The organism is Nocardia sp. NPDC055050, assembly GCF_053608345.1.
This window is the reverse complement of the sequence record NZ_JBSGVG010000015.1, coordinates 20,205-43,679: the sequence shown is the minus strand read 5'-3', so window position 1 is coordinate 43,679 and position 23,475 is coordinate 20,205. Positions and strand designations below refer to the sequence as shown.

At 65.8% G+C, this 23,475-nt stretch carries 25 protein-coding genes, 2 pseudogenes and 1 riboswitch; of the genes and pseudogenes, 10 read left to right on the top strand and 17 right to left on the bottom strand.

The genetic code is table 11. The features are described from left to right. Positions 1-132: 132 nt before the first annotated feature. Positions 133-768, bottom strand: a complete 636-nt coding sequence (locus tag ACWGCN_RS17935; RefSeq protein ID WP_378628561.1) for a TetR/AcrR family transcriptional regulator — start codon at positions 766-768, stop codon at positions 133-135. Positions 769-1,003: 235 nt separating this feature from the next. Between ACWGCN_RS17935 and ACWGCN_RS17930 the strand changes: the two genes are divergently transcribed. Continuing rightward, on the top strand, positions 1,004-1,471 hold the full coding sequence (locus tag ACWGCN_RS17930) for an SRPBCC family protein (RefSeq protein ID WP_449961479.1): 468 nt from the start codon (positions 1,004-1,006) through the stop codon (positions 1,469-1,471). 23 nt (positions 1,472-1,494) lie between these two features. Here ACWGCN_RS17930 and ACWGCN_RS17925 read toward each other — a convergent pair. Together ACWGCN_RS17925 and ACWGCN_RS17920 are read right to left on the bottom strand one after the other, a co-directional pair. After that, positions 1,495-1,637: pseudogene (locus tag ACWGCN_RS17925) on the bottom strand (phosphate transport system regulatory protein PhoU); the annotation flags it as partial. Between the two features lie 101 nt (positions 1,638-1,738). Beyond that, positions 1,739-1,957 (bottom strand): hypothetical protein, encoded by a 219-nt coding sequence (locus tag ACWGCN_RS17920; RefSeq protein ID WP_449961476.1) that lies wholly within the window; start codon positions 1,955-1,957, stop codon positions 1,739-1,741. A gap of 388 nt (positions 1,958-2,345) precedes the next feature. On the opposite strand from ACWGCN_RS17920, the gene ACWGCN_RS17915 reads away from it, so the two are divergent. The 3 genes from ACWGCN_RS17915 (at position 2,346) to ACWGCN_RS17905 (ending at position 6,012) form a co-directional block, all read left to right on the top strand. Further along, positions 2,346-2,774 (top strand): Fur family transcriptional regulator, encoded by a 429-nt coding sequence (locus ACWGCN_RS17915; protein ID WP_452449149.1) that lies wholly within the window; start codon positions 2,346-2,348, stop codon positions 2,772-2,774. 22 nt (positions 2,775-2,796) lie between these two features. After that, complete coding sequence (katG, locus tag ACWGCN_RS17910; protein ID WP_387448311.1) at positions 2,797-5,028, top strand: catalase/peroxidase HPI; 2,232 nt, start codon at positions 2,797-2,799, stop codon at positions 5,026-5,028. A 498-nt stretch (positions 5,029-5,526) separates the two neighbouring features. After that, positions 5,527-6,012: a hypothetical protein gene (locus ACWGCN_RS17905; protein ID WP_452458364.1), complete on the top strand. Its 486-nt coding sequence runs from the start codon at positions 5,527-5,529 to the stop codon at positions 6,010-6,012. 261 nt (positions 6,013-6,273) lie between these two features. Here the strand turns inward: ACWGCN_RS17905 and ACWGCN_RS17900 are convergent, their stop codons facing one another. From ACWGCN_RS17900 to ACWGCN_RS17880, 5 genes are all read right to left on the bottom strand, one after another. Further along, positions 6,274-6,870, bottom strand: coding sequence for a hypothetical protein (locus ACWGCN_RS17900; protein WP_449961468.1), 597 nt, complete (start codon positions 6,868-6,870; stop codon positions 6,274-6,276). Positions 6,871-6,945: 75 nt separating this feature from the next. After that, positions 6,946-7,272, bottom strand: a complete 327-nt coding sequence (locus ACWGCN_RS17895; RefSeq protein ID WP_378990368.1) for a hypothetical protein — start codon at positions 7,270-7,272, stop codon at positions 6,946-6,948. Positions 7,273-7,817: 545 nt separating this feature from the next. Next, positions 7,818-8,777 (bottom strand): non-homologous end-joining DNA ligase, encoded by a 960-nt coding sequence (gene ligD / locus ACWGCN_RS17890; protein ID WP_452458363.1) that lies wholly within the window; start codon positions 8,775-8,777, stop codon positions 7,818-7,820. Positions 8,778-8,936: 159 nt separating this feature from the next. Continuing rightward, positions 8,937-9,224: a DUF1905 domain-containing protein gene (locus ACWGCN_RS17885; protein WP_379315572.1), complete on the bottom strand. Its 288-nt coding sequence runs from the start codon at positions 9,222-9,224 to the stop codon at positions 8,937-8,939. A 25-nt stretch (positions 9,225-9,249) separates the two neighbouring features. Further along, positions 9,250-9,630 carry a DUF1761 family protein gene (locus tag ACWGCN_RS17880; protein ID WP_452448953.1) on the bottom strand — a complete coding sequence of 127 codons (381 nt, stop codon included), beginning with the start codon at positions 9,628-9,630 and terminating at the stop codon, positions 9,250-9,252. Between the two features lie 76 nt (positions 9,631-9,706). Between ACWGCN_RS17880 and ACWGCN_RS17875 the strand changes: the two genes are divergently transcribed. Further along, positions 9,707-10,354 carry a TetR/AcrR family transcriptional regulator gene (locus tag ACWGCN_RS17875; RefSeq protein WP_452458362.1) on the top strand — a complete coding sequence of 216 codons (648 nt, stop codon included), beginning with the start codon at positions 9,707-9,709 and terminating at the stop codon, positions 10,352-10,354. Positions 10,355-10,367: 13 nt separating this feature from the next. On the opposite strand, the gene ACWGCN_RS17870 is transcribed toward ACWGCN_RS17875, so the two are convergent. Together ACWGCN_RS17870 and gndA are read right to left on the bottom strand one after the other, a co-directional pair. After that, positions 10,368-11,576 carry an alpha/beta fold hydrolase gene (locus ACWGCN_RS17870; RefSeq protein WP_452458361.1) on the bottom strand — a complete coding sequence of 403 codons (1,209 nt, stop codon included), beginning with the start codon at positions 11,574-11,576 and terminating at the stop codon, positions 10,368-10,370. 325 nt (positions 11,577-11,901) lie between these two features. After that, positions 11,902-13,347: an NADP-dependent phosphogluconate dehydrogenase gene (gene gndA, locus ACWGCN_RS17865; RefSeq protein ID WP_449961451.1), complete on the bottom strand. Its 1,446-nt coding sequence runs from the start codon at positions 13,345-13,347 to the stop codon at positions 11,902-11,904. Positions 13,348-13,512: 165 nt separating this feature from the next. Then, positions 13,513-13,609: riboswitch (TPP riboswitch) on the top strand. Here gndA and ACWGCN_RS17860 point away from each other — a divergent pair. The 4 genes from ACWGCN_RS17860 to ACWGCN_RS17845 all read left to right on the top strand — a co-directional run bounded on the left by ACWGCN_RS17860 (position 13,600) and on the right by ACWGCN_RS17845 (position 16,975). After that, entirely contained in the window at positions 13,600-14,307 is a 708-nt protein-coding gene (locus ACWGCN_RS17860) for a TenA family protein (RefSeq protein ID WP_387448334.1), read from the top strand. It overlaps the preceding riboswitch by 10 nt. Further along, positions 14,304-15,326, top strand: a complete 1,023-nt coding sequence (locus ACWGCN_RS17855) for an ABC transporter substrate-binding protein (RefSeq protein ID WP_452458360.1) — start codon at positions 14,304-14,306, stop codon at positions 15,324-15,326. The genes ACWGCN_RS17860 and ACWGCN_RS17855 overlap by 4 nt, the downstream gene beginning before the upstream one ends. Next, the gene (locus tag ACWGCN_RS17850; protein WP_452458359.1) at positions 15,304-16,143 is read left to right on the top strand and encodes an ABC transporter permease; all 840 of its coding nucleotides are present in this window, start codon (positions 15,304-15,306) and stop codon (positions 16,141-16,143) included. The genes ACWGCN_RS17855 and ACWGCN_RS17850 overlap by 23 nt, the downstream gene beginning before the upstream one ends. Continuing rightward, positions 16,136-16,975: an ABC transporter ATP-binding protein gene (locus ACWGCN_RS17845; RefSeq protein ID WP_452458358.1), complete on the top strand. Its 840-nt coding sequence runs from the start codon at positions 16,136-16,138 to the stop codon at positions 16,973-16,975. The genes ACWGCN_RS17850 and ACWGCN_RS17845 overlap by 8 nt, the downstream gene beginning before the upstream one ends. On the opposite strand, the gene ACWGCN_RS17840 is transcribed toward ACWGCN_RS17845, so the two are convergent. Beyond that, positions 16,922-17,581, bottom strand: a complete 660-nt coding sequence (locus ACWGCN_RS17840) for a DUF3159 domain-containing protein (protein ID WP_452458357.1) — start codon at positions 17,579-17,581, stop codon at positions 16,922-16,924. The genes ACWGCN_RS17845 and ACWGCN_RS17840 overlap by 54 nt on opposite strands. 167 nt (positions 17,582-17,748) lie before the next feature. Beyond that, positions 17,749-18,324 (bottom strand): hypothetical protein, encoded by a 576-nt coding sequence (locus ACWGCN_RS17835; protein WP_452458356.1) that lies wholly within the window; start codon positions 18,322-18,324, stop codon positions 17,749-17,751. A gap of 404 nt (positions 18,325-18,728) precedes the next feature. Between ACWGCN_RS17835 and ACWGCN_RS17830 the strand changes: the two genes are divergently transcribed. After that, positions 18,729-19,562, top strand: coding sequence for an alpha/beta fold hydrolase (locus ACWGCN_RS17830; protein WP_378990431.1), 834 nt, complete (start codon positions 18,729-18,731; stop codon positions 19,560-19,562). 36 nt (positions 19,563-19,598) lie between these two features. Here the strand turns inward: ACWGCN_RS17830 and ACWGCN_RS17825 are convergent, their stop codons facing one another. From ACWGCN_RS17825 to ACWGCN_RS17805, 5 genes and pseudogenes are all read right to left on the bottom strand, one after another. After that, a complete protein-coding gene (locus tag ACWGCN_RS17825) occupies positions 19,599-19,829 on the bottom strand; it encodes a LapA family protein (RefSeq protein WP_378990384.1) in 231 nt (76 codons plus the stop codon). 28 nt (positions 19,830-19,857) lie between these two features. Further along, entirely contained in the window at positions 19,858-21,507 is a 1,650-nt protein-coding gene (locus ACWGCN_RS17820) for an alpha/beta hydrolase (RefSeq protein WP_452458355.1), read from the bottom strand. Positions 21,508-21,862: 355 nt separating this feature from the next. After that, a complete protein-coding gene (locus ACWGCN_RS17815; RefSeq protein ID WP_378990432.1) occupies positions 21,863-22,441 on the bottom strand; it encodes an MmyB family transcriptional regulator in 579 nt (192 codons plus the stop codon). A gap of 15 nt (positions 22,442-22,456) precedes the next feature. Beyond that, positions 22,457-22,663 (bottom strand): annotated as a pseudogene (locus ACWGCN_RS17810) (helix-turn-helix domain-containing protein); the annotation flags it as partial. Between the two features lie 124 nt (positions 22,664-22,787). Next, positions 22,788-23,456: a TetR/AcrR family transcriptional regulator gene (locus ACWGCN_RS17805; protein WP_387448348.1), complete on the bottom strand. Its 669-nt coding sequence runs from the start codon at positions 23,454-23,456 to the stop codon at positions 22,788-22,790. Positions 23,457-23,475: the final 19 nt, after the last annotated feature.

The following is a 23,475-nucleotide window of genomic DNA, read 5'->3' as shown; positions in this document are numbered from 1 at the left end:
AACATTCCCTCCCATCAGCAAGGACACACGACTCTTACAGGGGTCCAGACGAGGGCAAACCCCATGGTCCAGTCGATTACAACGCGAGAAGGGACGGTTCTCGAATGCGCGACGCATCAGCGTCTTCGGGAGCTATGCGGGCGAATCGGCCTGTGCCACTGAGGTTATCCAGAGCCCGATCATGTCGGCGGTCTGATCGATCACCGCATCGCGGTCCATGCCCTCTTCGTCCATCTTGACCGAGCGCAGCGCGGTGGAGAAGCCCGCGTTGAGCACGATATAGGCCATGGTGTCGACGTCGAGGCCGTGGGTCGGACCGAGCGACTGGATCAGGTAGAGCTTGATGAGCATTCGCAACCGCGGTTCGAATTCGGGGATCCCGCTGCCGTAGAACTGAAGGTCGGCCACCAAGGCGCGCACGAGGGGGCCGTTGGCTACGAGGATTTCGACGCCGACACGGATGATCTCGGCAACCGTGTCGCGCCGAGGTTTGTCGGCGACCGACTTGGTGAGCAGCCGAGCGTATTGTTCCTCGGCCTGCACGAACAGGCTGTCGGTGAGTTCCTTGACGATCTCTTCCCGGTCGGTGAAATACCGGTACAGAGTGCCGATGCTCATGCCGGCTTCGGCGGCGATCCGGTTCGTCGAGGTGTTGCCGATACCTCGATCACCGAACAGCTGAGCGGCCACCTCGAGAATCCGCGCTTTGGTCTCCTTCGCGCGATCCTGCTGAGGGCGTTTGCGCTGTTGATCGGCGTGGGTTGGCATCAGGTAGACCTCGAGAGCAGGCGGAACAAGAGAGAGCGAGAACGCACACCGTCATGATCACGAAAACACCGGAATCGGTCAATTGCCACCCGAAGTCCGAGTGCCGCACTCCTGTTTGCGCTTTCGGGCCTCGGGTAGGCCGCCACTGTACGAGTTGCAGCGCCTCGAAGGCGTGCAGCTGCGAACGAATCCAGTCTGTGGCGGCGACGCAGGCAGGCTGGGGAATGGAGTACTCGTGAGCACAGTAGCCGCAACTGTCGATGTAGACGTCCCGATCCGTACCGCCTACAACCAGTGGACGCAGTTCGAGACCTTTCCGCAGTTCATGGAAGGAGTCGAGCAGGTCAGTCAAGTCGGCGACCGGCACACTCACTGGCGCATCCATGTCGGACCGTCGACACGGGAATTCGACGCCACCATCACCGAACAGCACCCGGACGAACGAGTCGCGTGGAGGTCCGACGATGGGCCCAACCACGCCGGGGTGGTGACATTCCACCGTCTCGACGACACCCATACCCGGATCACCGCGCAAATGGATGTCGACCCGGAGGGTTTCGTCGAAACCGCCGCCGACAAGCTGGGCGTGCTCGAACACCGAGTGAACGGCGACATGAAACGCTTCAAGCAGTTCATCGAGACCGAGGGCCGCGCAACCGGAGCTTGGCGTGGCGATATCCCGCGCCCCGATGCCGGGATCTGAACCGTGACGTTTCGGGTGAGGCACTACAGGCCGCCGTGTTGGGCTGTAGTGCACTCCTCGGGGGTTCGACCGGTAGCCGTGAATATTGTCCGGCGGCCGACTTCTACGGTGTGATCGGCGACCGCTCGCAGTAGCGGCCCAGCAAGGTCACGTCGACATCCACCGCCTGAGTGCCGGGCGGCAAAGAAGGTCGAGTCCTCGGTTCCCGAGCCCGAGGTCAGGTGAGGGCTACCGCGATGCGCCACGGCGGCCGGCGACCAACAGGGATCAGAGCTGTTCGGTGCTCCGCAACGCTTCGGCTACCGCTTCGAGCCGCCACTGCGCCCGGCTGGATAATCCGGCGGCGCACGTACACAGCCTGCGCAGATCCAGGTCTTGGAGTTGGGCGACAAGCTGGTTGTCGTGCGTCACCATCGCCGCAAGGGTTTCGATATCACCATTTTCAGGAGTTCTGTCGAGTTGCTGAGCTGGACCAGAAATCGGCATAAGCGGTCTCCTCGTGTCCCGCACGGCAAGGCCACCGGCGCGGCGAAAGTTCTTCTGTTGGGGTGCAGACGGAATTCCCTTCTCCGACAACATCAAACAGCCAGAAATCGACCCGATATCGCAAACTTCGGGCTATTTCGGGGTGTCGTCATACCCCGTTGGGCACCGCCACCGCGGACTCGTCGCGCGAGCAGCGTCCGCCACCGCACCGGCGACGAACGCCACAGTCGCAACGACAGCGGCGACGCCGGGCCGGGCGGCGGAAATACGTGCCGGGTGCGAAGCGCCGAAGCAGTCAGCACGAAGACACGACGGCCAGCAAATACTTGACTGATTCCAGAAAACGCGGAAAACTGCGGATGTGCCCACGGACGCGGAGTTCCAGCAGATGCTGCGGGGAGTTTCTGTGCGGGTGACAGCGCCGCGCGTGGCGGTGCTGAGCGCCGTGCACGCACACCCGCACTCCGACACGGATTCGATCATCCGTGCCGTTCGGTCCCGTTTGTCGGCGGTCTCGCATCAGGCCGTCTACGACACCTTGCGCACGCTCACCACCGCCGGGCTGCTCCGATGCATCCAACCTCGCGGCCTGCTGGCCCGCTACGAGGCACGAGTAGGTGACAATCACCACCACCTGATCTGCCGAACGTGTGGCGCGATCGCCGACGTCGACTGCGCGGTCGGCGAAGCACCCTGCCTGACTGCCTCCGACGACCTCGGCTTCGTGATCGACGAGGCCGAGGTCATCTACTGGGGCCTGTGCCCCGAATGCGCGGACTCCGCGCTCAGCGAACGCAACTCCGCTCCCAGCCTGTAAGACCCGTCCAGGAAGGAATATCGTGACCTCCGATAGCCGCCCACCCGCTCCTGACGCCGAAACTCTCAGCAACAGCGAGAGCGAGAACCCGGCGATCCCCTCGCCCACCGCGGACACCGACCGTCGCCCCCACTCCAACAAGGACTGGTGGCCCGAACAGATCGACGTCTCGGTCCTGCACGCCCACTCGTCCAAGTCCAACCCACTGGGCGAGGACTTCGACTACGCCACGGCATTCGCCGAGCTCGACGTCGACGCCCTCAAAGCCGATATCGCCGCGGTACTGACCGACTCGCAGGACTGGTGGCCCGCCGACTACGGCAACTACGGTGGCCTGTTCATCCGGATGAGCTGGCACGCGGCCGGCACCTACCGCATCGCCGACGGACGCGGTGGCGGCGGTCAGGGCGCCCAGCGCTTCGCCCCGCTCAACAGCTGGCCCGACAACGCCAACCTCGACAAAGCTCGTCGGCTGCTGTGGCCGGTCAAGCAGAAGTACGGCGACAGCATCTCCTGGGCCGACCTGCTCGTGTTCACCGGCAACGTCGCCCTCGAGTCCATGGGTTTCCAGACGTTCGGCTTCGGCTTCGGCCGACCCGATATCTGGGAGCCCGAGGAAGTGTTCTGGGGCCCGGAGGACACCTGGCTCGGCGACGAACGCTACAGCGGCGACCGTAAACTGTCGGGCCCGCTGGGCGCGGTCCAGATGGGCCTGATCTATGTGAACCCGGAAGGGCCCAACGGCAGGCCTGATCCGGTGGCCGCGGCACGTGACATCCGCGAGACCTTCGCTCGCATGGCGATGAACGATGAGGAGACCGCCGCCCTGATCGTCGGTGGTCACAGCTTCGGCAAGACCCACGGTGCGGGCGATGCGAGTCTGGTCGGCGCCGAGCCCGAGGCCGCGCCGCTCGAGCAGCAGGGTCTGGGCTGGAAGAGCACGCACGGCACGGGCAAGGGCAAGGACGCCATCACCAGCGGCCTGGAGGTCGTGTGGACGGCCACCCCGACCCAGTGGAGCAACGGCTTCTTGCAGAACCTCTACGGGTTCGACTGGGAACTCACCAAGAGCCCGGCCGGTGCCTGGCAGTGGAAGCCTAAAGACGGTGCGGGCGAAGGCCTTATCCCTGATCCGTTCGGTGGGCCCGCGCGCACCCCGACAATGCTGACCACCGACCTGTCCCTGCGCGAAGACCCGATCTACGAGGCGATCACCCGACGCTGGCTCGAGCACCCCGAGGAGCTGGCCGAGGCGTTTGCAAAGGCCTGGTACAAACTCCTGCACCGCGATATGGGTCCGCTCAGCCGCTATCTCGGCCCGTGGGTGCCCGAGGCGCAGCTGTGGCAGGATCCGGTTCCCGCTGTCGACCACGCACTGATCGACGACCAGGACATCGCCGCGCTGAAGAACACGGTGCTCGCGTCCGGTCTGTCGGTCGCGCAACTGGTCAAGACGGCGTGGGCCTCGGCCGCGAGTTTCCGCAGCACCGACAAGCGCGGCGGCGCGAACGGCGCCCGGATCCGGCTCGAACCACAGCGCGACTGGGACGTCAACGAACCCGCCGAGCTGGCGAAGGTGTTGCCGGTTCTCGAGCAGATCCAGCGAGATTTCAACGCCGCTGCTCCCGATGGCAAGGCGGTGTCACTGGCCGACCTGATCATCCTGGGCGGTTCGGCGGCGATCGAGAAGGCAGCCGGCGATGCCGGTCATCAGATCACCGTGCCGTTCTCGCCCGGGCGCACCGACGCCACGCAGGAGAACACCGATGTCGACACCTTCGATGTGCTCGAGCCGCGGGCAGACGGGTTCCGCAACTACGTGCGTCCCGGCGAGAAGGCGCCGCTCGAGCGTCTGCTCCTGGACCGCGCCTACATGCTCGACGTGACAGCGCCGCAGCTGACGGTGCTGATCGGCGGCCTGCGTGCGCTCGGCGCCAACTACGGTGGCAGCGCACACGGTGTCTTCACCGACCGGCCGGGCGTGCTGTCGAACGACTTCTTCGTGAATCTGCTCGACCAGAGCACGGAGTGGAAGGCCTCGGAGTCGGCGGAGAACGTCTATGACGGTGTCGACCGGCGGACCGGCGAGAAGCGATGGACGGCCACCGCCAACGATCTCGTCTTCGGCTCGCACTCGGTGCTTCGCGCGGTGGCCGAGGTGTATGCGCAGAACACAGCGGGAGCGAAGTTCGTGAACGACTTCGTCGACGCCTGGGTCAAGGTGGTCGACAACGATCGGTTCGATCTGCGCTGACCTCTCGACCGCCGATGATTGCACGTCGGCGCCCACGATCGAGCCGACCGGGTGTCCCGGTCGGCTCGATTCGTTTCGAGCGCTTACTTGCCGAACTTCTGCTGCCCCTCGGCCGCGCGGGTCGTCGGTGAAGCGGCTCCGGAGAACGCACTTCGGCGAAAGGCCTTGTGCAGTCAGGAGTTACCGCCCGGCCGCCAAATCTGCCGCAGATTCCCTGGTCGGGGCACGTTATTAAATGTTTCTTGAGAGAGTGCACCGGCTGCGGCGACCACGTCTGCCGCCTGATAGCTTGACGGATACGAATATCGGATTCTGCAAAGACCCTCGCGGCGCCGGTGCGGGACCGTGCGCAGGATCGGAACCCTGCTTGTCCGCTGGGTCGACCCGTTCATGCGGATGTGCGCTTGATCAGGAGCTTGCTTTGTCCGGTGCCAGAAATCTGAATTCCGCAATTCCACAGCAGTGTCTACTCGGGGCAGGCCTGTCCGGTGAGCGCAGGTGAGCGCACCGGATTCGTGGTACCCGGTGCCGGCTCAGCACGGTCCGTTTCTTTCGCCGCAGGAATTGCTCGCCGCGATCAACGGGGGCGCCGATTGTGATCAGCCGCTCGCGCGCTGGGCTCGCACCCTCGGGTCGTTGTATCGGGACTGGCTGGCCGAACCGTCCGCCGTATGGGTCGGTCGTCAGATCGCGGAAGTCGCGCACACCATCGATGTGTGGATCACCGCGCAGCTTCCGCGGCCACGCCCCGGCGCTCCGCGAGGAATCGACACGGTGGGCGGGGTGATCGGCCGGGTCGCGGAAGCCGCCACCTATGCCCACTGGGCGCTCCACAACGCCGAGGACGCCCAGCGACATCGAGCCTGGCACCATCTGGCCGAGATGCGGGAGGGCTACGAGGACCTGGTGCGGTTGGTCCTGGACGGTTCGGTCAACCTGCCGAAGTCGTGGCCCACCATCAGCTGGCCGGCCGCGGCGACATAGAAATCTGCTGGGTCTCCCCGTTTCGAAGCGACACACCGGGGTATCGCCCGCTTGTAAACCAGAGACCGCCACCGGGGACAGGATGACCGAACTCCTGACCGGTCGGCGGGCGGTTGCCGGGACCAGCGCGTCCCGTTCGGACGCTGCCCCAGACGACGGCCCCGGCAACCGCCAACCACGGCCGGCGAGGCAGGATCCGAGGCCACCGTGTCGATGGGTGCTCACAGCAGCACCGGACCCCGCGACGACAAGAGCTGGTGCCTAGATCGCGGTTGGAGCACCCGTCGCGACTACGGTCGCCACCTCTGACGCGAATGCACCTCCGGCCGGCGACAACGGCCAATCCGTGGCGAGACGAAACCTTGCGCCGATCATCGACACCGCGTTCAGCACCGCGTCGACACCGTCCCACCCTCTCGCGATCGCGCAGGTTTCGCCGTCGACCCGAAACAGACACAGCATGCCGTCCCCGCCGCCGGCCTGTACAGGCCGGCAGATGGCAATCGTGTGCCGGTCGCCTGCGTGGATGATCGTCTGCGTCGCCACAACATCGGCGTCATCCACCGCCTCGGGTCGATCACCAGCGGGTGGTACCGGAAAGCCGAGGTTCGCCGGGACGACAAACCGCGCCGACGCGCCGCGATTCGCCTGCGCGAGCAAGTCGCCGATCTCGAGCAGAGCCCGGTAGAGCGCCGCCAGCGAATCGGGGCCTTCGGTGGTGCGCCGCGTGTCCGCCAGCCGATAGGCGCACTCCACCTTCCCGCCAACCGGTCGCGGCCGACTCACCTCGATGACCACGATCTGGCCGCCTTCGGTGACGCGCCGGGACAAGATCGGTACTTCGACGGACTTTCTCACAACGCCTCCCACTCATGGCATCCACGCGGGCTGCCGCGGATTTTCCTGGTGCAGTAGTACTGAGGCGGATATGACTCAGTCGCGCAGAGATCGGTGCTCGAACCGACGCCAGATCCGGGTGGTCTGCAGCCACCTGCGAAGTCCCCACGAACCCAACAGAGCCGAAAGGAACATGTGCAGGCAAAAGGCGATGACGACGAGCTCTGCCCCATAGTCGCGGGTCCACTCCCCCATTGCCGAGGACGCGATGCATCCCGCCGCCACGAGCACGAACGACACAATGACGGCCAGCGGCGCCAACGGCGCCAACTCGTCGCCGCGTTCCTCGGAGATGCCGCGCGGACCGTCGCCGTGTTCCTGTAGCGCGAACCGATTATCGAAGTGAGCTCTGATGTAGACCATGAATCCTCCCACCCGGCTACCCCAGCCGGACCATTTCTCTTACGCGCCCGTTCATTCCCCCTATAACGACGAGGAGCTCAGCCGAGATTTGCGGTCGCCGCAATCGGTGCCGCGATCTCGGTGACCCATACAGTGCCAGATGGTGGAAGTCGATGGAAGCAGAAACAGAAATTCCCTCACCTCCCGAAGGGCCGTTATTTGCCGGTGACAATTGGCAGGTTTCCCTGATACGAGGTCACACGCGGCAAGCAGGCACTTCACGCATCGGACAGGCAAGAATTTCACCGGCGTAGTTTATGCAATCGTGACGAATGTGGGCACGACATGACTTCGAGTAACCTGTCGCACCATTTGCTTCCCGCTGGAATCCCTGGCCCGAATCACACTCGGCACTTCCAGCATGAATTCTCATTCACTTGCGTTGCCACTTGCAGACCGGCGCACCTCGAACACAATCCACCGACCCGAGGTAGTGATAGCAGCCAGGCATCGACATCTGCGCTGACCCCGAGAGAACAGCACCGAACAAATGCGCGCGCGGACAGTCAGTTGCGCCCGGTCGGGGTTTCGACCTCGTCGACATCCTTGTCGAAACGTAGACCTCGCCAACTCGGATGCCGCAACCGGCCGTCGTCGGTCCATTCCGTGAACGCCACTTCCCCGACAAGTTTCGGCTGCACCCACGACACCCCGTCCGGGGTACGGTCGATGCCCGATACCGGCGGATCAGCACGGTGCAGCGGTGCGAGCTGTTCGGAGAGATCGGCGAGCATCGCGGCCGTGAACCCCGTGCCCACACTGCCGGCGTATTCCAGGCTGCCGCGATCATCGGGTACGGCGACCAGCAAGGATCCGATCTGCCCGGCACGGCGACCGGTGCCCTTCTTCCAACCGATCAGCACGACTTCTTGGTGGGTGACATTCTTGACCTTGGTCCAGGCGGGGCTGCGCTGCCCGGGCAGGTACCAGCTGTTACGACGCTTGCAGATGATGCCTTCCAGTCCGAGTTCCTGCGAGATCGCCAGGGCGTCTGCGGCGGGACCGGGGAGCAAGTGCGGGACGCGCCAATGCGGGCGGGTCAACCCGAGATGTTCGAGGAGCTCGCGTCGCTGGGCATAGGGCAATTCGATCAGCGGCCGGTCGCCGATGTGGAGAAGGTCGAAGATCATGTAGGTCGCCGGAGTCGATTGCGCGAGGGCGCGGATAGCGGCTGGGTTGCGCTGGTGCATTCGCGGCGCCAATGCCTGAAACGAGGATCGACCCGCGTGCTCGATCACGATCTCGCCGTCGACCACGAACCCGGGCTCGGCCGGAGCGAGCCCGGACAGCTCGGGCCAGGCGACGGTGATGTCGTTGCCATTGCGCGACTCGAGCCGCAGTTCGTCATCGATATAGGCAATGGCCCGGATTCCGTCGTACTTCACTTCGTATGCCCAGCGGTCACCGTCGGCAGGCAGATGACCCGCCGTGGCCAGCATCGCGGCATAGTGCGGCAATCGGGTCATACAGGCCTCACCATCACCTGATCGATCCCCTGGACACCGTCAGCAAACATTCAGCATAGCCCTGGTGCGTTACGCGCCGATGTCGCGACGACCAACTCGGCCACCGTGCGGCCGTCCCCGGATCCACTGCGCCCCAAGCAGGGCACCGCGCACCGTCTGTCAGCTCAATCGTTCAGTCAGCTCGACGGTGACTTCGTCGCCATCGGTCTTTCCGATGCGGCGGCGGATCTCGGCGGCGACGGGAAGCTTGTGGGTGCCGTCGCCGAGTGCCATGAACGACGATGTGAACGCGACACCGTCCACCGTTCCCTTCACCTTGACCAGGCCCCGGGTGCCGAAGATCCGCGCGGAGTCGGGCAGTTGCACGCATGTCCATGTGTCACCCGCCCTTACTTTTCCGAGGACAGCGGTGAACGTGATGTCGATCGGTCCCGGTGCGGTGTTCATGAGAGCTCCTGTCAGGGTTCGGGATTCAGACGAACATGCCGAGCACGACACCGCTGACGACCAACTTGAGGACCCAGTCGGTCATATGCACCAGAGCGGTCGGTATCGGCACGTTCTCGTGGACGATGGCGCCGGCGAGGATGGTCACCGGTAGTACCGCCACGATCGCACCTACCGCCGCCCCGGCGGCGATGCCATGCCGATCGCCGGCGACGAGCAGCGCCGCCAGCACCCCCGCGGCCAGCAGCCCACGCAGCACCACGAACAGCATCTGGACCGGCATGCTGATTCCGGGACGCGGGGTACTCGTCCTCGACACCAGCGCGGCGATCGGCGGTGTCGCGTACAGCACCGCGCTGATGACGAACGAGACGACCGCGGCAACGACGACACCTGTAACTATCATGGCCAGCTCCTTGAGTACGATCCAGTACTTAATCTAGGAGGATGAATAAGTACTGTCAAGTACTAATATGGGGAGCATGACCTCTTCTGCTCGACGCCGTGGCCGACCACCCGGGAAGTCCGGCGCCGAACTACTCACCGTCGCCCGCGAGGTGTTTCTCGAGCGCGGGTTCGCGGGATCGACGATGGACGAGATCGCCGCACGCGCCGGGATCTCCAAGACATCGCTGTATCGCGAACATCCGTCGAAAGAGGGCTTGTTCGCCGCGGTCGTGGAGCACTGGACCGCCGCCGGGCGTGATGCGATGCGACCCGCCCTCACCGAACTCGAGGCCGCCGAGGATGTCCGCGAGGGCTTACTCGTCTGGGCACGAACGCTGCTGGCCGGCGTCCTCTCGCCGACCGTGGTGGAAATGCGCAGGCTGGTCACCGCCGAGGCGGCCCGCCTGCCCGAGGTCGGGGCGACATATCTGCACCAGAGCTGGGTCCGCAATATCGGCGCTCTCGCCACCACGCTGCAGGCACTCGTCGCACGCGACGTGCTCGCGATCCCCGACCCCCGGGCCGCAGCCGAACAGCTCACCTGGCTGGTCGTGGGCGCACCGCTGAACGCCCGAATGCTCGATGCCACAGCAATATCGGCGAACCCCCCCGGCGCAGCGATAGATCTCTTCCTGGCCGCTTACCGACCTGCCCTGACCGCATCCGAGCTCGGCGGTCCGTGATGCGGCCACGCCCTCAGGCGAGCGCCTCGTCCGCGAGCGCTCGCGCCGCCTCGTCGGGCGCGTAGCTCGCCAGCGCGAGGACAAGGCTTCGGATCCCGGTCCGCGCGGATGGCGGCAAGTGCGCGTGGCGTGCGACATCGAGCTCGTTGGCGATCGTCAGCACCGCGAAATCATGCAGTTCAGCACCCCCGACCAGCGTGGAAGTGCCGGTGAAGCGGTCGATCACCGACAGCGGCTCTCGCCCGAGGCCGCGGTATGTCCGTTCGCGGTCGCACCCGCCGTAGAGATAGACCAGGCCCTCGGCGTCGTGCCCGATCACGGTCGCCAGCCGCGGCCGATCGGTTGTCGGCAGGAGCTCGACAGCGAATCCGTCCGTGCCATAGGACGCGTGGCAGATCGCGGCCAGACGGGTTCGCGGCGTGGCGTTCCATTCGACCACGAGGGCGTGGACCCGGCGCAGGTGAGCGTGCAGAGTTCCGCCGGGATGTTCGATCTCTTCGGCGCCGAGAACCCGCTGCAGGTCGAATGCGCTCTGAACAGCGTGGGCGGTAGCGAGCCAGGTGCCTGCGTGCTCCGAGACGATGCGTGCGAGCTCTTCGGGAGCCTCCCGGGCGACGAGATGTCCGGCTTCCGGCACACCGGTAACCGTTACACGACGATCGGCGAGGAACCGATCCACTTCGGCGTCGGTGAGCGGCGACCGTCCGCCGCGCACGAGCAGCATCGGCACTTCCGAACCGACAGCCGTCGCATGCAGCGCAGGCCCCGCCGCGAGGCTGTCTTCCACCAGTTCGGTGCGTTGATCGCGAAGCCCGCTGTCACTGAGCCAGGCGCGTACCCGATCCGGATCGGAATTCGGCACCACATCGACAAGGATCAGACCGGCCACACGACCGGCAATATCCGGTTCGCCGAGCGCGGCGATGGCAGCGAGCCCGCCGACGGAAGCGCCCACCACCACGAGCGGGGCCGGCTCACGCCGCACCATGTCGGCCACGTCGTCGGCAACCGCCCGAAGGACGGTCGCCTCCCCCGTACTGTCGCCGTGTCCACGCAAATCGAAGGCCACCGCCCGGAATCCGGCCGCAGCGATCTGCGACGCGACCGGTGCCCACACGCCGCGATCCTCGCCTCCCGCATGGAGCAACAGCACCGTCGGGCCCGCGCCGGTCACGGTGCCCCGCAGGGTGACATCACCCAGGGCGATGCTCATGTCGGTCATGAGTGAACCGATCGCCGGCAATCGAGGCCACCGCCGTCCGCGAGCACACCGTTCGGTCGCGGATTGTCCTTGCGCGCAGCAGGTTCGGTCGCATTCATGATGCTCCTCGGCGAACTTCGGGAATGACGCTGTGTGGTTTCGTCGCAGACTTCGGAATTCGGGTCGACACCCGCCCCGCGTCCTGCGTCCCGAACGGGGACGTGTCGATAACGCGGGGCGGGTTGCCGCCCTAAGTCCACGACCATCATCAGCGACAAACCACCAGCGGGTCAATCCTCGGTTTCCCTTGGCCGACCCCGAGATTCAGCCCACCGGCAGTCAGATCTCAGCCCGCGACGACCTCGCTGCGGTCACCGCTCCACAGAGTGTGGAACTTGCCGTCGGCGTCGATGCGCTCGTAGGTATGTGCGCCGAAGAAGTCACGCTGGCCCTGGGTCAGCGCGGCGGGCAGGCGCTCTGCGCGCAGTGCGTCGTAGTACGACAGCGAGGACGCGAACGCCGGGACCGGGATTCCGAGCAGGGTGGCGGTAGATACCACGCGCCGCCAGCTGTCGATCGCGGTCTCGATGGCCTCGCGGAAGTACGGCGCGAGGATCAAGCTCGGCAGGGCGGGGTCCTGCTCATACGCTTCCTTGATCCGGTTCAGGAACCGAGCCCGGATGATGCAGCCGCCGCGCCAGATCGTCGCCAGATCGCCGGGGTGCAGATCCCAGCTGTACTCGGCGCTGCCCGCGGCGATCTGGTCGAAGCCCTGTGCGTAGGCGACGACCTTGGACGCGTACAGCGCCTGCCGGATGTCCTCGGTGAACTGCTCGACATCGGTGGGCTTGTCGGCGAGTGTGCCAGAGGCGAGACCCACCGCGGCTTTGCGCTGGGCACGCGAACCCGACAGCGCCCTGGCGAAGACCGCCTCCGCGATGCCGGTCACCGGCACACCGAGATCGAGCGCGGACTTGACCGTCCAGCGGCCGGTGCCCTTCTGCTCGGCGGCGTCGACGATGACGTCGACCAGCGGCTTGCCGGTCTTCGCGTCGACCTGCGCGAGCACCTGCGCGGTGATCTCGACCAGATAGCTCTCCAGGTCCCCGGAGTTCCACTGTGTGAACACGTCCGCGATCTGCCCGGCGTCGAAACCGAGCGCGTCACGGAACAGGTGGTACGCCTCACCGATCAGCTGCATATCGGCGTATTCGATGCCGTTGTGCACCATCTTGACGAAGTGTCCGGAACCGTCGGGGCCGATGTGGGTGCAGCACGGCGTGCCGTCGACCTGCGCCGCGATCGACTCGAGCAGCGGGCCGAGCGATTCGTAGGATTCCTTGGGCCCGCCCGGCATGATCGCGGGACCGTTGAGCGCGCCTTCCTCACCACCCGAGATGCCTGCCCCGACGAAATTGAGGCCACGTTCGGCCATGGCGGCCTCGCGGCGAATCGTGTCGGTGTAGAGGGCGTTGCCACCGTCGATGATGATGTCGCCCGGCTCCATCACGGCAGCCAGCTCCTCGATGACGGTGTCGGTCGCCTCGCCCGCCTTGACCATGATCAGCACCCGTCGCGGCTTCTCCAGCGCCGCGACGAACTCCTCCACGGTCTCGGTGCGGACGAAATCGCCGTCACCGCCGTGCTCGGCGAGCAGTGCGTCGGTCTTGGCCACGGAACGGTTGTGCAGCGCGACGGTGTAGCCGTGCTTGGCGAAGTTGCGGGCGATGTTGCTGCCCATCACTGCCAGGCCGGTGACACCGATGTGTGCACGCGCGGTAGAGGTCGACATTGATCAGCTCTCTTCGTTCGGCGATTCGATGGGTGCAGAAGACGAACTCCTTGGCAGGCAAGTTACTGGGTGCCGGTTCGCCGCCGAACACCTACCACCGTGACCGGGGCTACACGGCGAACCGGGCCCGGCCCGCGTGTCGGCGGTCGCTGCTAGTGTCGGTCGAGTTCTGACACGGGGTGTCTCGCGACCGCGAGGCTGAGAACAGACCCGCTGAACCTGTTCAGGTAATGCTGACGAAGGGATGTCACGGTGTTGCACGCCCACACCACAGATACCGGCCTGTTCACCGATCACCTCTGGGACCGCACCAAGGTCCTGCGGAGCGCGATCGATGAACTGGAATTCCTGCGGCACCTCGGCGAGGGCACCTTGCCGCTCGAGGTGTTCCGGACCTACATCGAGCAGGATTCGCTGTATCTGACCGGGTATTCGAAGGCGCTGGCGATTCTCGCCGCCAAGTCACCGGACCCGCAGACCGCGGCCTTCTGGGCCACCTCGTCCGCGAACGCCGCGGCTGTCGAGTCGGCCATGCACGACCAGATGCTCAGCGGCGGAGCGCTGCCCCCGCGGCAGGGCGAGCCGGAGCATTCCCAGACCTGCCTGGCCTACGTCTCCTACCTGATCGCCGCCGCGGCGACCGAGTCCTACGCGGTCGCGGCGGCGGCCGCGCTGCCCTGCTTCTGGATCTACGCCGACGTGGGACGAGGCCTGGCCGAGAGTGCCGCGAAGGTGATCGCCGCCGACGCCGCCCACCCGTATGCCCAGTGGGTCACCACCTACGGCGCGGAAGAGTTCCAGCAGGCCGCGGCCACGGCGCGATCGCTGGTCGACGCCGCCGCCGAGTCGGCGAGCGAGCGTGAGCGGGCGGCGATGGAGAAGGCATTCATCCTCGCCGTGCGCTACGAGCTGATGTTCTGGGACACCGCCCTGCACCCGCAGCCCTGGCCTGCCGGATGAGCGGGCGGCTGCGCCGCGCACTCGCGGTCATGGCAACCACCGTCGCGACCCTGTCGATGGTCACCGCCTGCGGTTCGGGCGGCGGCTCCGACCAGACCATCCGCTTCGCGCTGGACTGGACGCCCAACACCAACCACTCCGGACTGTATGTCGCCTTGCAGCGCGGCTACTTCGCCGACGCCGGTCTGGATGTGCAGGTGCTGCCCTACAACAACACCTCGGTCGACACGGTGGTCGATGCGGGGAACGCGGAATTCGGGATCAGTACCCACAATTCGTCGACGTTCGCCCGCGCCTCGGGTGCGCGCATCCAGTCGGTGCTCGCACCCCTGCAGCACTGGGCGACCGGGATCGGCGTGCGCGCCGATCGTGCCGACCTCGCAAGCCCGAAGAATCTGGACGGCAAGACCTACGCCGGTTTCGGTGACCCGGGTGAGAAGGAGTCACTCGCACAGGTCATCCGCAACGACGGCGGCACCGGCGAATTCACCTCCGTCATGCTGGGATCGTCGGCGTACGAGGCCGTCTACTCCGGGAAAGCGGACTTCACCGTCTCGTATCTGGCGTGGGAGGGCATCGAGGCCGAACACCACGGCACCCCGATGAAGTACTTCCGCTACACCGATTTCGGATTCCCCGACTCCTACGCCATCGTGATCGACGCCAACGAAGGCTGGCTCGCCGAGAACCCCGACCGCGCGAAGAAGTTCGTCCAGGCCCTGCAACGCGGCTACCAGTTCGCCGCGGACAACCCGGACGCGGCCGCCCAGGACCTCATCGACGCCAACCCGGGCGCGTTCAACGACGAGAAGCTGGTCTTCGACAGTCAGCGCATGCTGGCCGACCAGTTCATGAAGGACCCGAACGGGCGAGTCGGCACTCAGACCGTGGAGCAGTGGTCGGCGAATTCGCGATTCCTGTACCGCAGTGGCCTGCTCAACGGGCCCGACGGTAAACCACTGACCACCGAGCCCGACTGGTCGACATATTTCACCGATGACTACCTTGCCAACCCGTGACGGGTCCGTAGACGCGCAAGTCCTGTCCGGCGACCGTCCCGGTCGCTGGGCCGGGATCCGGTGGGCGGTGCCTTCGATCGTCACGGTGGCGGTCCTCGTGGCCGTGTGGCAGATCTATGTCATCACCAGCGGTGTGCGTCCGCAGGTGCTGCCCTCGCCGGTGCGGGTGGTCGAGCAGGGCTGGGCGCATCGCGACGAGATCGCCACTCACGCGGCCGCCACCTTGCAGGTGACGCTGATCGGTTTCGCGGTCTCGCTGAGCGCGGCATGGGTACTGGCGGTGATCGTCGACTTCTCACCCTGGCTGCGACGCGCGTTGGTGCCGTTGTTCGTGGCGTCGCAGACCGTGCCGATCGTCGCGATCGCACCGTTGATGATCATCTGGTTCGGGTTCGGCCTCCTGCCGAAGATCCTGGTGGTCGCGCTGGTCACCTTCTTCCCGATGGCCATCGGCCTGATCGAAGGGTTCGCCGCGGCCGACCGTGACGCGGGCGCGCTGCTGCGCAGTATGGGCGCCTCCCGCGTGCAGGAGTTCCTGTATGTGCGGCTGCCCTCCGCGCTGCCGCGGTTCTTCACCTCGTTGCGGATCGCGATCACCTACGCGGTCGTCGGTGCGGTGTTCGCCGAATATGTCGGCGCCAGTGTCGGTCTCGGCATCTATATGAGCCTGCAGAAGAATTCGTTCCGCACCGATCTGGTGCTGGCGGCGGTCTTGGTGACCGCGCTGCTGAGTATCGCGCTCTACCTGACGACGTTCGCGGTCGAGCGCCTCGTCGCGCCGTGGGCGCGCGCGGAGAACAGGAGCCGGCGTGACTGACACCGAAGGCGACCGGATCGTCGTCGACCGACTCACCAAGTCGTTCCCCCAGCCCGGTCGTGGCAGCCCTGGCCTCGAGGTGTTGGGCGGGGTGTCGTTCGCGGTCCGATCGGGCGAGTTCGTCACGGTCATCGGCCCCAGCGGCTGCGGCAAGAGCACGGTGTTCAACATGCTGGCCGGACTCGAATCCCCCGACTCCGGCAGCGTCGGCTTCCACACGGCCGACGGCGAAGACACCGCGTCGCACTGCGCCTACATGCCGCAGAAGGACCTGCTGTTCCCGTGGCGAACCGTCCTCGACAACACCATTCTCGGTTTGCGTGTGCAGGGTGTCCCGAAAACAGAGGCCAGGCGCCGCGCGCGCGAACTGTTTCCGATATTCGGCCTGTCCGGTTTCGAGGACGCCCGCCCGTCTCAGCTGTCGGGCGGGATGCGACAGCGGGCGGCACTGCTGCGCACCGTCGTCCAGGAGCGCGAGTTGCTGTTGCTCGACGAGCCTTTCGGCGCGCTCGACTCCCTGACTCGCACCGAGATGCAGTCGTGGTTGCAGGAGGTCTGGCAGCGCTACCGGTGGATGGTCCTGATGATCACCCACGATGTCCGTGAGGCGGTCTACCTGTCGGACCGTGTGATCGTGCTGTCGGCGCGGCCGGCCACCGTGCGCCGCGAACTGCGCATCGACCTGCCGCGCCCGCGCGGGTTGTCCATGATCACCGCCCCCGAATTCGTCGCGCTGGAGGAAGAACTGCTCGCGATCCTGCACGAGGAGTCGCGTCGCTCACTCGAGCAGTCGCTGAGTCGAGCGACGAAACGCCCAGACGACGACCACTAGCGCCAGCGCCAGCAGCGGTGTTCCCATGACGATCTTGGCGGTGGCCAGCCACCCGGCTGCGTCGATGTCGTAGAGCCAGCCCTGGACGAAGTAGCGTGCCGCGAACACCGCGGCGAGGGCGAGGGTGGCGATATCGTGCCCGCGCAGGGACGGGCGGTCCTGCCGCCAGGCGAACTCGTTGCCGTGCAGCATGTTCCACAGCACGCCGGTCAGTGGTCGGCGTGCCAGCAGCGAGACGAGTGCGACAACGGCGCCGGCCAGACTGGCCCAGATGCCGACCAGGAAGAATCCGCCCGCCGAGCCGGTCCACGCGGCGACGCCACCGGCGACTATGACTCCGATGAGCCCGCCGCTCGCCTGGACGACCGGCTCACCGCGAACGATCCGAAATCCCATGATCGCCACCGCGACGGCGACGGCGGACCCGATGGCAATAGGTAGTGCCACCAGCGCATTCGCCACGACGAACGCAATGACCGGTATCGCCGTGTAGATCATTCCCGTGGTGCCGCCGAGTTGGTCGACCAGCCGCTGTGCAGGGTCGGCCGTCGGTACACGCGAGGCGGCGGACTCGTCGACGTCGCGGTGGGATTCGGGCTGAATCATCGTGCTCTCCAAGCGGTTGCGCGAAAAGGTGTTGTGCGAGGAACAGCTCCAACGTTCGTCGCCGCGAAGGTCGGAAACCAGTGCGCGCCAACACCTTTTCCGATGACACCCTCATGGATGCGACATGACATCTGTCACGACAACCGGCTCGGGATGACCTGCGGTGCTCAGCGCATGGGTTCCATCAGACTCAGCAACCCGAGATCTTCGGCGAGCGCGCCGTCCTGGCCGAGCGCCGCGAAGTCGGCCTCCACCTCCGACAGGGCGAGCTTGCCCGCGCGCACCGCGCGGTAGCGCACATACGACCAGAGGAAGACGTCGAGGTTGTCGAAGCGGGTCCCGCCCTCGAGAACCTCTTCCTCGTGAAACCACACCGCGACCTGACCGGTGGTGAGCACGACGTAGAGGTTGCCGCCGCCGTCGGCCCCGAGGGAGAACACGTCCTCGTCGGTCAGTTCGGTCGTGTAGTCCGCATCGAGAATTTCGCAGCCGTTGCCGGCGAAGTCGAAAGCGTAGGACCAGTCGAAGATGTCGAGGAACTGCGGCAGCCGACCGGAACGGACCCGGCGGTCGAAGGCCGCGAGTGCGGCGGCGCCGACCGCGGGCATTCGTTCGAGAAACGGTTCCACCGAACGAGTTCCGGCGGAGACGACGACAGGTTCGCCGTCACCGAACCAGCGGGCGAGATCGGCGTCGAGGCCACGATCGGTATAGCCGACGAGGTCGGCGAGGGTGAGCGTCACGCCGAAATTGTAGAAACGACCACCGACATGCGCGCGTCTTCCTTCGATCAGGAGAACTCAGCGCCGCTGCGGTCCGAACAAGCGGACCTTGACCACCGCTCAGCCGACTTCTCATGGGCACGAACCATCGATTCGCGACTAGCGGCTGGTCGATCGCATGTCGCGGTCGGGATGTCGGATCACTCAGTGTATTTTCGGGACTCGAGCAAGTGGCCCGCCGACTCGTTGTCGACGTCGTGCTGCTCTATCCGAGTGCGATCCGGTTCGGTCTCACCGGGCCGGTGAGGAACACGATGGACGCCCGCGATGCCGCCAGGTTCATCCGGGTGAGGCACCCGCGTCTCACGGTGCCGGTGAACTACGAAGCCTGGACCCGTTCGATCGAAAGTAAGGGTGAACTGATCATGTCCTCGTCGACCAACGTTGCGAATCCGCGCCGGCGCCGGATGCTGAGCGTCGTGGCAGCGGCGATTGTCGCGCTCGGCCCCTTCGTCCCCGCACTCGCGACCGCCGACCCGGGCGAACCCACCGTAGTTCTGGTGCACGGCGCCTTCGCTGACGCCACCAGCTGGGATGGCGTCGCCGCCGAGCTACGCGGACGCGGCTATCGTGTTGTCGCAGTGGACAACCCGCTGCGCGGGCCGCGCAACGACGCGCAGGCGCTGCAGGGCGTGCTCGACTCCATCGACGGCCCGGTTGTGCTTGTCGGGCACTCCTACGGCGGGTCGGTCATCACCAACACCCACGACCCCAAGGTCAAGGCCAACGTCTACATCGCGGCATTCGCCCCGGCGCAGGGTGAGTTCGTGCTGGGACTGATCGACCCCATCCGTTTCCCCGGCAGCCAACTGCTCCCACCCGCACTGCAGGTACGGGTCGTGGACGACCCCACCGGGATCGCGGGCAAGAATGTCGACGGCTACATCGAGGAACCGTATTTTCGCGACATCTTCGCCCAAGACGTCAGCGCCGAGACCGCCGCGAACATGTATGCCCATCAGCACTCGGCGGCACTGAACGCCAATTTGGAGCCCTCCGGCTCACCCTCGTGGGCGAGCACACCCAACTGGTACCTGATCTCGGGTGAGGACCGCGTCATCCCCGCAGCCGCGCAACGGTTCATGGCTGGACGTGCCGCGGCCACCACCCGCGAGATCAGCTCCTCGCATGCCTCGTTGGTCTCCCAGCCGATCGCCGTCGCCGACACCATCGCGGAGGCCGCGGACACGGTTCGATAGCCGAGCCGACCGCGGCACCGGCGACCGGCCGAGCATTCATTTGCGGGCGCGACGGGTGGTAAGAACTCCGGCGATCCAGCCGACGACGAACATCGCCAACAGGATCAGCCACATCGGGGAACTGACCGTGATCAACAGGATCTCGACAGTGACCTTTCCTCTGTTCTCCAACACGAACACGACGGCGAAGATGCTCAACCCGATGGCGACCCATTGGGTTGGTGACACGCGACTCAGCAGGGACCGCTTTCCGGCGGCGTCGTTCATCAGAGTCCTCCTTTCGACGGGGTGGCGTTCACTCGGCGCCACGCAGGATCTCTCGTAAACGCTCGGTGTCGGCGACGGTCCAGTCGGCCGGTGACAGGATCGCGGCCCAGGCATCGGCGATGTCGGCTTGGAAGGTGTGGCCGTGCCCGTCCGGCACATCGACCGCGACTGCCATGTCCGCCGACACCTGCAGAAACGTCACCACCGGGATCCAGCGGGTGCTCGGCAGGACATCGCGACCGCGTTCCTCGCTGAGCCAGTCAGGTTTCTGGAACAGCATTCGCGGTGTCCACCAGGTGATCGGGTCCGAGGCGTGCTGGAGATAGACCACCTTGGGTGCGATCCACACGGCGCCGGGACGGGCGAGATCCGGCGTGTCAGCGACGAATCGCACCGTGTGGCCGTCCCGGTAGATCGGCAGCCACTGCGGGGAACCCGGGTCTCGTCGTGCGGTGGCATCGCGCCACACCGGGTTGGTGGCGGTAGGACCGACGAACAGGACGCCATCGGTACGGGCCGCCATGTCCTGGATACCGGAGAACGCCGCCTCGCCGCCGAAAGATCCGAGGCTCTCCCCGAAAACCACCAGCTTCGGCCGGCGATCGACCGGCAAGAGGTCCCACTCGGCGTGCACCGCCTCGAACAGCGCTTGTCCGGCCTGTCGAGCTCGTTCCTGGTCGACGACGAAGGACAGCCAACTCGGTAGGTAGGAGTACTGCATACTCACCAACGCACTGTCACCGTTGGCCAGATACTCCAACGCCGAGGCAGTCGACTCGTTGATCCACCCGGTTCCGGTGGTGGTCGCGACACCGAGGACCGCTCGTTCGAATCCACCGGCCCGACGCAACTCGGCAACCGCGAGATCTGCTTCGGCTCTGATGCTCTCCGCGGAATCGAGGCCGGTGTAGACGCGAATCGGCTCGCGCGCGGGCTTTGCGCTGAACGCGGTCAGTTCACTCGCGGTGGGACCGTTGGACACGAAGATCCGACCCTGCCTGCCCAGCGAGTCCCAGCTCACCAGCGAGCCGGGACCACCGGACCGCTCCGCGAGAACGGGCTCCTCGGTATCGGGCGAGCTCTCGTCGTTCACGGCCTTGAATGTCTCGTTGAGCATCGACATCGCCACGTCCGCGACCACCCCGTTGACCGCGGCGACAGCCAGTGCGACCACCACCACACCGCCGAGCACCGCCGCGACGCGCGGCGGCATCACCCGCGCCAACAGCCCACCGACCCCTCGCGACAGCGCCCAGCACAACCGCGCTATCGCGATCAATACCGCGAACACGACGGCGGCGATCACCACGATGATCGGATAGGCGTGCCAGGCAAGTCCGCTCACGCCCATGAGCGAACGCAGATCACTTTGCCAATCGGCGTACCAGACCAGCACCGCGACCGATCCGAGGCAGGCCACGATGCCCAACGCCCACCACGCCACCGACGGCGCGGGCCCACGCTGTCGTTGCAGCATCCACCGGATCAGGGCCGCGACCGCGATGCCGAGTCCGTAGCCGAAGGCAGCGGCGGCACCGGTGACGATTCCTTGGAACAGCGGTCCTCTGGGCAGCAGTGACGGCGTCAGCGACAACCACACCAATACCAACGCCCCCACGGCCCCACCGAAATGGAATCTCCGACCGGTCGGCATCGCGGCATCGGATCTGCTGCTCATCAGCCGACCCGACGTCGGTGGTATCTTCGCGTGGAATTCATTTGTTCCCCTGTGATCGGCCAACGACCCACCGGCGCACGGAATTCACTACCGAACCCGGTGCAGCTCTGTCGCGCAATCAAGCCGACACGAGGCCTGGTCCGGGATTCTTTCAGTGGTGTGAACTATACGACCCGGTGATGCCACGACGCGGAATTCGGGCAATCGACACCGATATGTGAGCTGAACGCGGGTCAAACGTGGTAGCCCCATCCAGTACAACCACTGGACAGAACAAAATCCTGAGAAGGCGCCGCACGTCGAGGTCGACGACCGGAGCATCGGGCCTCGACTGTGGTCGGCAAAGATCGGTCCGCTACACGTTCGATACCCTCGCCATCGGAAGGTCGCGGCGAATCCCGACAAAGGCGCGCAACCAGCCCGGATAATCCACGACATCGACGTCGAACACCTGAACGAAGAGACTGACCGGTCGTGGCGCCCCTGATTCGCGGAGTCGGATCGGCGGCAGCTCCGAGGTGAACGTCACTTCGCCGGCATTCCATATCGAGCAGAACTCCGGGTAGGCACCGAGCTCGTCGAGAAGCTGCTCTGGCCAGTCGGCGTGACCGAAAGTGCCGATTCGGCCACGTAATCCGCTCACCGTCGCCTGTGCGACGGTGTCCCAGTCCACGAAGACCTGCCGGGCAATCTCGTTCCCGAACAACCAGTGCAGCCCATTTTCCCCGACGCGCAGCCCGGGCAACATCGACTGTGCGGCGCTGTTGAGCGCCAGGATATTGCCGCGGGCGTCGAAATATCCCGCCACTCCGCCGCGCTGCGCTTCGAGTATACGAAGCGCGTCGTCGCTGATTCGGGCGCGCAATTGCTCAACCGTGGGAGTCGACGTGATCGGCAGCCCTGCCAGGTCGAACAGGTGCCGTCGCTCGGTCATCGTCAAAGCACGGGCTCGACCCAGGCAGTCGACCAAGGATTCGACGACCGCACGCGCTGGATGATCCCGGTCACCCCATTCCAGGTGGGTGACATAGCTGGCGCTGACTCCTGCCGACACGGCCAGTCGCTCGCGTGACATTCGCCGATCGTCACGCAACCACCGCAGGAAGCTGCCGAATGTCGGCAGCGTCAGCAGTTCCGGATCGTGCGACCTGGTCATTTGGTTCACGGCACTCACTCCCGTTCGAGCCTTGCCTACGCCCTGCACGATAGCGACCACAGCACGTTACCGGCCCGGAACACGCAGGTTCGGACCGGTGACAAGGGTGCTTTCCTGTGCGGCGCTACCGCGCGACCTGCCGATCGCGCAGGAGCAGTCGGATCCAGGCATCGGCCAGCCAGTCACGGAAACGCTCTGCCGTCCAATGGCGTTCGCCTACGAGCAGTACCCAGTACTCGGTGGCGTTCATGCTCCAGATGATGTCGGCGACCTCGTCGTCGGACAGATCCTCGCGCAACTGCCCTGTACTGCGCAGGTCTGCAGCGAATTCACGCATGTTCGCTGCGCGGCGCTCGCTGATCTCGGCCCATACGCGCGCGCACGACGCGTCGGTCGTCGCCGCCTCGCGCAGCGCCAGGAAGATCGGCGCGAGGCGTTGCTGGATGATGACCAGCGCGTCGGCGTAGATCGCGATCTTGTCCTCGGCCCCGTTCGCCTCTCGGATTGCCCGCACGTACTCGCGCTGCCGAGCCGGAATCGCACGATCGGTCCCGGACAGAGCAGTCTCGACCAACTCTCGGAGCAATACCGGCTTGCGTCCGATCGATGCGTAGACCGTGTCCACGGAGACACCTGCGTGCGTGGCGATCTCAGCCACCGTGGTGGCGGCATAGCCCCGCTCCACGAACAGCGCTCGCGCCGCCGCGAGGATCGCGTGACGCGTATCCGCGGCCTGCGCGGCGCGCCGAGGGGCGTTGTATCGACGCTTGTCTGCCTTGACGTTCTCGCTCATCGGCGCCTATTCTACCAAT

Coding starts and splice junctions, on each gene's coding strand:
- ACWGCN_RS17850 (WP_452458359.1), top strand. CDS start 15,304: ATGACTACCTTGCCAACCCGTGACGGGTCCGTAGACGCGCAAGTCCTG.
- gndA (WP_449961451.1), bottom strand. CDS start 13,347: ATGTCGACCTCTACCGCGCGTGCACACATCGGTGTCACCGGCCTGGCA.
- ACWGCN_RS17875 (WP_452458362.1), top strand. CDS start 9,707: ATGACCTCTTCTGCTCGACGCCGTGGCCGACCACCCGGGAAGTCCGGC.
- ACWGCN_RS17870 (WP_452458361.1), bottom strand. CDS start 11,576: ATGACCGACATGAGCATCGCCCTGGGTGATGTCACCCTGCGGGGCACC.
- ACWGCN_RS17895 (WP_378990368.1), bottom strand. CDS start 7,272: ATGGTCTACATCAGAGCTCACTTCGATAATCGGTTCGCGCTACAGGAA.
- ACWGCN_RS17935 (WP_378628561.1), bottom strand. CDS start 768: ATGCCAACCCACGCCGATCAACAGCGCAAACGCCCTCAGCAGGATCGC.
- ACWGCN_RS17885 (WP_379315572.1), bottom strand. CDS start 9,224: ATGAACACCGCACCGGGACCGATCGACATCACGTTCACCGCTGTCCTC.
- ACWGCN_RS17920 (WP_449961476.1), bottom strand. CDS start 1,957: ATGCCGATTTCTGGTCCAGCTCAGCAACTCGACAGAACTCCTGAAAAT.
- ACWGCN_RS17840 (WP_452458357.1), bottom strand. CDS start 17,581: ATGATTCAGCCCGAATCCCACCGCGACGTCGACGAGTCCGCCGCCTCG.
- ligD (WP_452458363.1), bottom strand. CDS start 8,777: ATGACCCGATTGCCGCACTATGCCGCGATGCTGGCCACGGCGGGTCAT.
- ACWGCN_RS17830 (WP_378990431.1), top strand. CDS start 18,729: ATGTCCTCGTCGACCAACGTTGCGAATCCGCGCCGGCGCCGGATGCTG.
- ACWGCN_RS17805 (WP_387448348.1), bottom strand. CDS start 23,456: ATGAGCGAGAACGTCAAGGCAGACAAGCGTCGATACAACGCCCCTCGG.
- ACWGCN_RS17880 (WP_452448953.1), bottom strand. CDS start 9,630: ATGATAGTTACAGGTGTCGTCGTTGCCGCGGTCGTCTCGTTCGTCATC.
- ACWGCN_RS17855 (WP_452458360.1), top strand. CDS start 14,304: ATGAGCGGGCGGCTGCGCCGCGCACTCGCGGTCATGGCAACCACCGTC.
- ACWGCN_RS17915 (WP_452449149.1), top strand. CDS start 2,346: ATGCTGCGGGGAGTTTCTGTGCGGGTGACAGCGCCGCGCGTGGCGGTG.
- ACWGCN_RS17825 (WP_378990384.1), bottom strand. CDS start 19,829: ATGAACGACGCCGCCGGAAAGCGGTCCCTGCTGAGTCGCGTGTCACCA.
- ACWGCN_RS17820 (WP_452458355.1), bottom strand. CDS start 21,507: ATGAGCAGCAGATCCGATGCCGCGATGCCGACCGGTCGGAGATTCCAT.
- ACWGCN_RS17815 (WP_378990432.1), bottom strand. CDS start 22,441: ATGACCGAGCGACGGCACCTGTTCGACCTGGCAGGGCTGCCGATCACG.